Origin of the sequence: Kitasatospora sp. NPDC051702 (genome assembly GCF_040681575.1) — a bacterium.
Taxonomy (GTDB): Bacteria; Actinomycetota; Actinomycetes; order Streptomycetales; family Streptomycetaceae; genus Kitasatospora.
Map to the genome: position 1 here is coordinate 23,062 of NZ_JBFAZB010000072.1, position 7,284 is coordinate 30,345.

7 protein-coding genes are annotated in these 7,284 nt (G+C 73.9%); 5 read left to right on the forward strand and 2 right to left on the reverse strand.

The genetic code is table 11. From position 1 onward, the window contains the following. Positions 1-25 precede the first annotated feature (25 nt). From AB0N04_RS36520 to AB0N04_RS36530, 3 genes are all read left to right on the forward strand, one after another. Positions 26-1,579, forward strand: coding sequence for a carboxylesterase family protein (locus tag AB0N04_RS36520; RefSeq protein ID WP_360221755.1), 1,554 nt, complete (start codon positions 26-28; stop codon positions 1,577-1,579). A 207-nt stretch (positions 1,580-1,786) separates the two neighbouring features. Beyond that, the gene (locus tag AB0N04_RS36525) at positions 1,787-2,443 is read left to right on the forward strand and encodes a hypothetical protein (RefSeq protein ID WP_360221758.1); all 657 of its coding nucleotides are present in this window, start codon (positions 1,787-1,789) and stop codon (positions 2,441-2,443) included. 115 nt (positions 2,444-2,558) lie between these two features. Continuing rightward, a complete protein-coding gene (locus AB0N04_RS36530; RefSeq protein WP_360221761.1) occupies positions 2,559-3,275 on the forward strand; it encodes a flavodoxin family protein in 717 nt (238 codons plus the stop codon). 221 nt (positions 3,276-3,496) lie between these two features. Here the strand turns inward: AB0N04_RS36530 and AB0N04_RS36535 are convergent, their stop codons facing one another. Next, positions 3,497-3,775 (reverse strand): hypothetical protein, encoded by a 279-nt coding sequence (locus tag AB0N04_RS36535; RefSeq protein WP_360221764.1) that lies wholly within the window; start codon positions 3,773-3,775, stop codon positions 3,497-3,499. Between the two features lie 643 nt (positions 3,776-4,418). Then, the gene (locus AB0N04_RS36540) at positions 4,419-5,063 is read right to left on the reverse strand and encodes a helix-turn-helix domain-containing protein (protein ID WP_360221767.1); all 645 of its coding nucleotides are present in this window, start codon (positions 5,061-5,063) and stop codon (positions 4,419-4,421) included. A gap of 87 nt (positions 5,064-5,150) precedes the next feature. Here AB0N04_RS36540 and AB0N04_RS36545 point away from each other — a divergent pair, with 87 nt between their 5' ends. Further along, positions 5,151-5,786, forward strand: a complete 636-nt coding sequence (locus AB0N04_RS36545) for a methyltransferase domain-containing protein (protein WP_360221770.1) — start codon at positions 5,151-5,153, stop codon at positions 5,784-5,786. Positions 5,787-6,295: 509 nt separating this feature from the next. Next, positions 6,296-7,120 (forward strand): SAM-dependent methyltransferase, encoded by an 825-nt coding sequence (locus AB0N04_RS36550; RefSeq protein WP_360221773.1) that lies wholly within the window; start codon positions 6,296-6,298, stop codon positions 7,118-7,120. Positions 7,121-7,284: the final 164 nt, after the last annotated feature.

Below are 7,284 nucleotides of genomic sequence, written 5' to 3' on the forward strand. Positions count from 1 at the left end.
CGGATCCGCCGGAAGGGACGTCGTCGTGACCGCCTCCACAGCCAGCCCGTCCGAGTCCACGCCCGCACCGGAGGCCCGCACCACCGCGGGTGCGCTGCGCGGCACCTGGGAGGCGGGGCTCGCGGTCTTCCGCGGCGTCCCGTTCGCCGAACCGCCGGTCGGGGCGCTGCGCTTCGCCGCACCGCAGCCCGTCCGCGGGTGGGCCGGTATGCGGGCGGCCGAGGCGTACGGCCCGCCACCGCCCCAGGCCGGAGTACTCGGCACGGACGGCCCCGCCGATCCGGCCGGGGGCGGTGACTGGCTGACGGTCAACGTCTGGTCGCCCGACCCGGGCCCGGGCGCGGGCCTCCCGGTGCTGGTGTGGATCCCCGGCGGCGGCTACGTGATCGGCTCCTCCGCGCTGCCCGAGTTCGACGGCGGCCGGCTGGCTGCGGGCGGCCTCGTCGTGGTCACGCTCAACTACCGGCTGGGCCTGGAGGGCTTCGCGCAGATCGAGGGCGCCCCCGCCAACCGCGGTCTGCTCGACCAGCTCGCCGCCCTGCGCTGGGTCCACGACAACGTCCGGGCCTTCGGTGGCGACCCGTCGCGGGTCACGGTCGCCGGCCAGTCGGCGGGCGGCGGCTCGGTCGCCGCCCTGCTGGCGATGCCGCGGGCGGCCGGACTCTTCCGCCGGGCCGTCGCGCAGAGCGTGCCGGGGACGTTCCTCACGCCCGAGCTGGCCGCCGACGTCGCCGCCGCCTGCGCCGCCGAACTGGGACTGCGGCCCACGGTGGCCGACCTGTCCACCGTCGACCCGGCCCGGCTGCCCGCCGCGGGCGACGCCGTCTCCGCGAAGATCGGCCGGTGGGCGGACCGCTGGGGCCCGATCACCCACCGGCCGATCCCGTTCGCCCCCGTCGTCGACGGCGACGTCCTGCCCGCCACCCCCTGGCAGGCGCTCGCCACCGGCACCCCCACCGGCACCGCCGCGGACGTCGACCTCCTCGTCGGCCACACCCGCGACGAACACCGGCTGTTCAGCCTGATCGACGGCGTGCTCGGCCAGGTCACCGAGGAACAGGCCGAGACCGCCCTGCGGATGCTCGCCCCCGGCCCGGACGGCGCCCGCCGCCACCGGGCCGCCCACCCGGCGGCCGGCCCCGGGGAACTCTACGAACTGGTCAACGCCGACTGGCTGTTCCGCATGCCGACCCTCCACCTCGCCCGGGCGCACGCCGCCGCCGGCGGCCGGACGTTCCTCTACGAGCTCACCTGGCCCGCCCCCGGCCTCGGCGGGATCCTCGGCGCCTGCCACGGCCTCGACGTCCCGCTCGTCTTCGGCAACCTGAACAGCGGCCGACCCGCGCTGCTGATCGGCGACACCCCCTCGCCGGAGGCCGAGGAGCTCTCCGCACGGATGCGCACCGCCTGGACGGCCTTCGCGACCGACGGGGACCCGGGCTGGCCCGCCCACGAGCCCGGGCGGCGCCTCGTCCAGCTCCTCGACGCGCACCCGGCCGTCGCCCCCTACCCGGAGGAGGCCTCCCGACTGCTCTGGCAGGACCACGACTTCGCCGCCCTCCCGCTGCTCGGCGGCTGACGCCCCTCACCCTGGCGGCCCTCGGAGGCCGGGGCCACGGGTCGGGTCAGCCCGGCCCGTGGGCGGGCGTGAAGACCCGGGCCGTCACCCCCGCGGCGGCGAGCTGCTCAACCGGCACGCGGAGGACCGGACGCGCGTCGTGCCGCCCGGCCACCGGCGGCCGTCCCGCGGTCCTGGCTGACAGTGCCGCATGACACAGTGCGGCCCATGAACATCACCACCACGAGCCACAGTTGGGACGAGGCGGTCGCCCTCTTCGAGCGCCGCGGCCTGCCCGTCTCCTCCTACGAGAACCTCTACGAGGAGGAGTACGACGTCCACACCGGCGATCTTACGGTCGACGGTCACCTCGACCTCGACGCCGCGGAGCCGGACGGCACCGGCTACGTCGTCGACGGCGACCTCGCCGTCACCGGTGCCGTCCTCAACACCGACGACGGCTGCCCGGCGCTGATCGTCCTCGGGGACCTCAGGGCCGCCGCCGTCTACCTGGAGGGCGACGCCAAGCTCCTCGTCCGCGGGGACGTCCACGTCGAGGCCTTCGTCGGCAACATGACCGACAAGCTCGTGATGCTCCACGGCGACCTGCACGCCCGGGTCACCGTGCTGTCCGCCGAGTTCGCCCCCGACCTGGTCGAGGGCACCCTGTACGGTCCGGTGCTCGCGCCCGCCTACCTCGCCCCCTCCGCCGGCGGGCCGCCGGTCGACGCCGCGACGGTGCTCGTGCCCGAGGTCCTCACCACCGGCACCGGGGAGGATCCGGACGAGCTGCGCGGCTTCGACGCCCCCGGCGTCCACGGCGGCCGCCTGCTGAGCCGCATCGAGGCCGGCCTGCCCGTCACCCTGGCCGGCCCGTCCGCCTGACCCGGTCGACCGTCAGGCGACCGGACCAGCCCGGCGCGCGCCCGCGCCGCCGGGCTGGTCAGCTGTACGGGGAGTCCGCGACCCGCCCGGCTCCCGGACCATCTGGGAGGAACCCGTGCCGGACCCGACGACGTCGTACGCCGACCTTCGTGCCCTGGTGATCAACTGCACCCTCAAGCGCTCCCCGGAGCGCAGCCACACCCAGGGCCTGATCGACGTCAGCACCGGCATCCTCGAACGCCAGGGCGTCGAGGTCGAGGTCCTCCGGGCCGTCGACCTCGACATCGCCACCGGCGTCTGGCCCGACATGACCGAACACGGCTGGGACACCGACGAGTGGCCCGTCATCTACTCCAAGGTGATGTCCGCCGACATCCTCACCCTCGCCGGGCCGGTCTGGCTGGGGGACAACTCCTCCGTGATGAAGAAGGTCATCGAGCGGCTCTACGCCTGCTCCTCGATCCTCAACTCCCAAGGCCAGTACGCCTACTACGGCCGGGTCGGCGGCTGTCTGATCACCGGCAACGAGGACGGCGCCAAGCACTGCGCGATGAACGTGCTCTACAGCCTCCAGCACCTCGGCTACACGATCCCCCCGCAGGCCGACGCCGGCTGGGTCGGCGAGGCCGGCCCCGGCCCGTCCTACCTCGACGAGGGCTCCGGCGGCCCGGACAACGACTTCACCAACCGCAACACCACCTTCATGACCTGGAACCAGCTCCACCTGGCCAGGCTGCTGAAGGACGCCGGCGGCATCCCCGCCCACGGCAACCAGCGCTCCGAATGGGACGCCGGCTGCCGCTTCGACTTCGAGAACCCCGAACACCGCTGATCCGCTGCGGGACAGGCCGGGACGGGCCAGGTGCGAGGGTGCTGGAGCGCCCGCGACCCCTACGGGGCAGGGGCCAAGGCTTCCGGTGGGGCAGCGTGCGGCCGGTGCGGGGCCGGGACGGCGATGCACGGCCGACGATCGCCTCGGCGGGCATGACCGCAGGTGTGCTGCGGCCGCAGGGTCAGCCTCCGCACTGCTGCCGCATGGGGCGGGGCCCCGCCTCAGCGGTCTCCCACGAGTGCGAAGGCGAACGCCAGGCGGCGGTCGATCCACTCCGCCTTGACGGTGACCTTCTCGCTTCCTTCGGAGAGCATCACCACCACGCCGTCGGCACGCCATTCCAGGGTGCGCGGCTTGGCGGGGTGGTCCCCGCCGTCGGCTCCGAGGTCGGCGACGGCTCCGAGGACACCGACCGCGAGCCGGCCTGCCGCCCGCGCGAGCGCGTCCTTCGGCGAGCCGCCCGCGCGAGCGCGTCCTTCGGCGAGCCGCCCGCGATCCACTCGTTTCGGCCGACGATGGTGGGGTGGTCCGGTTGGTCGATAGCCCAGGTGTGGCGGAAAGGACGCCTGGGCGGAACGCGGCGAAGGGTCCCGATGAGCTGCCCCTGGCCGTCGTGGACGGGGTGGTGTCGCTCGCCGGCGACCTCCTGGGGTTCGCCGACGTAGCAGAGCAGACGGGTGGCGTCGCGGTCTTCGAAGAGGGCGAGCTCAGGACCGCGGGCAGGGGGAGCCGACACCGGTAGCGGCAGGTCCGAAGTGGCCACGTACGCGCACGGGGCGAGGACGCGGTCGTTCGTGCCGCGCTTGGCCACGCGGACGGCGCGGGGGCCCCGGGTGATGCGGTTGCGCGTGGGAGTGGCAGGCCGTTCGACGTCGCCGACCACGAACTCCCTGACCCGTTCCCAGCCCACGGGCTCGACGGGGGCTTCCGCCGGGCGGTTCCTGTTCGCGCCGAAAAGCATTCCCGCTCCCAGACGGTCCGGCTGAGCCTGATCAGCCGCCGACCCTACACGGATCCGCCCGGACGCCGCTCACGAGGCCCGCTCCCGGTCGTACTCCGGCGGTTCCGTCCGTCGGAAGGTGCCAGGGTGCGGGCGTCGGCGCCCGCGCGGGGGTGTCGTGCGCCCCGTGGCCGGGGCGGGTGTCAGCCTGCCGGCGGGGCGATCAATTGCGCTGCCATGGCGGCGAGTTCGCGTTCGATGTGAGCCCGGGAGGCGTCGGGCAGGGCGGCGAGACGAAGTGGTCGGGCGGAGATCAGTGAGATCAGCAGCCAGGCCGCCGCATCGGGGTCGGTGCCGGCGCGGAGCTCTCCGTCGGCCTGGCCCCGGCGGAGCAGCGCGGCGAGGGACTCGGCGATCCGGCGCACGGCCGTCTGTCCTGCCTCGGCGACGGATGGTTCGGCGGTGGCCGCGACCGAGTCGGCGAACAGCACGCCGATCGCTCCCCGTGCGTGCAACCGGTCGAGGTGCTCGGGTGCGGTGAGCCCGGTGAGCAGGGCGGACACCGGGACGCCGGAGCCGGCGGCCGCGGCCAGTTCGGTGCAGACGAGGTCGGCGGCGTGCGCCACGACGGCGGTGAAGAGCCCGGCCTTCGATTTGAAGTTCTGGAAGACCACCGGCTCGGTGACGCCGATGCGGGCGGCCACCTCGGAGACCTTGGCGCGCCCGTAGCCGTGTTCGGCGAAGACCTCGGTGGCGGCAGCCAGGATCGTGGCGCGGCGCTCGTCCGCGCTCAGGCGGGTCCGGCGCCGTGCGGTGGGTCGGGTCTCGCTGGGGTCGGGCTCGGTCACCCGATCATCCTAGGGGTTCTCTTGCCGAAGAACTTAGTCGCGACTAAGCTCGGGATTACTTAGTCCGAACTAAGTAGGGAGCGGGAGATGGCGCTCGGACGCCTGCTGCACGGAGACCCCCAGCACGACACCGACGGCACGGCCATCGGCCACGGCCGCGGCTACGAACTGTTCACCACCGTCGCCTTCGGCGGCCGCCGGGACCGGGTGTTCGCCCGGCTGGCCGCCCTCAGCGGCGCCCGGCCTGGCGACCAGGTGCTCGACGTGGGCTGCGGCACCGGCTACCTGACCCGGCGGATGGCCACCGCCGTCGCGCCCGACGGCACGGCTCTCGGCGTCGACCCCGCCGACCAGGTCGTCGACCACGCCCGGCGCCTCGCCGCCGCTCTGCCCGGCTGTACCTTCGAGCGCGGCATAGCGGAGGAACTGGCTGCTCCGGACGCCTCCTTCGACGTGGTCGTCAGCAGCCTGATGATCCACCACCTGCCCGCTGGGGTGAGGCCGCGGGCACTGGCGGAGATGTACCGGGTCTGCCGGCCGGGCGGGCGGCTGCTGGTCGCCGACTTCCGTCCTCCCGAGAGCCGGATCGGACGACACCTCGTCGGTGCCGCCACCGGACCGGCCATGGAACACAACCCGATCGACGAGCTGGACGGCCTGGTGCGGGACGCCGGATTCACCGGGTCGGGGTCGGCGACCTGCGCCCGTGGATGCGCTACGTGACGGGCGTCCGGCCCGCCGAGCGTCAGGACCCCGCGTGAACCGGCCGCCGGGAGGCCACCGCGTCCTGCGGATCGTCGCCCTGCCGCTGGCAGTCGGCGGTCTCGCCGTCCATCTGTGGCTCGGCACGAAGGCCGGACTCGCCGTCGCAGGGGCAGGCCTGGCCGCACATCTCGTCGCCGCGTTCCTCGGGGGACGGTGGCTCGAGCGGCGTGACCGCGCCATGTCCTGAGCGTCGTCCGCCGCGCCGCTCCTGATCGCCGGAGATCGGATGGTCACGACGTCGACCGCGAGCGAGGCGACCGCGGCCAGGGCGCGAGGGAGGCCTTGAGCGCCGGTCGGCTTCCGAGCTGATCGGCGGTCATCGCGCGGCCTCCTGGACGGCCCGCTCGGCCGGGCCCGCCGGTCCCGCCGGACGGATCGCGCGACACCGGTCGTGGTGAGCAGCGCGGTGCGTGACGGTTCTTCTACGATCGGCGCACCGGTGGTCCCAGAGACAGGGGTTGGTTCCGATGGCGGATTCCACCGCGGGCGTCGACCCGTCGAAGCCGAGCATCGCTCGGGTCTACGACTATCTGCTCGGCGGGAGGGACAACCACGCCGTCGACCGTGAGGTCGGCGACTACTTCATCAGGGACCTGCCCGGTTCGGTGGCGATCGCGTTCGCCAACCGCCGGGCGCTGATCCGCGCCGTGGGCGGCATGGCCGACGACGGCATCCGCCAGTTCGTCGACATGGGCAGCGGCCTGCCCACCACCGACAACGTGCACCAGGTCGCCCAGCGGCACGGCCCCGGCGCGCGCGTCGTCTACGTGGACGACGATCCGATCGTGCTCGCCCACGGCCGTGCGCTGCTGGCCGTCGACGACCGCACCGCGATGGTCGAGGCCGATCTTCGCGAGCCGGAGGGGATCCGCGACCATCCCGATGTGGTGCGCCTGATCGACTTCGAGGAGCCGGTGGGACTCGTCTTCAGCGCCGTCCTGCACCACCTCGACGACGACGAACGGCCCGCCGACCTCGTGCGCTGGTGGGCGGACCGGGTGCCGCCCGGCAGCCGGGTCTACATCTCCCACTTCCGCTCCGGCGGGAACGAGGAGACCCGGCTCGCGCAGCAGAAGCTGCAGGACACCTTCGGCCGGGGCCGCTGGCGCACCGACGAGGAGATCACGGCCCTGTTCGGTGACCTGGACTTGCTTGAACCGGGTCTGGTGAACTGCCCGCTGTGGCGGCCGGATCCCGCGCCGGGGGAGGAGGCCGCCCGAGCCGGGGCGGGGGAACGGGAGCTGACGGTGTGGGAGCGGATGATCTCCTGCGCACTGTCCCGCAAGCCGTAGCGGCCCGCGCGTTGCCGGGCGGGGATCCGCCCGGCGCCGGGCCCGCACACCGTGGCGACCCGACTTACCTGCGGGTGTTCTTGACGTTGGGTTGGGTCTTCTGGTTGTAGATCTCCTTGCCGTTGGCGTCGTAGGCGTGGACGTAGGGGGCCGGGGGGAAGGAC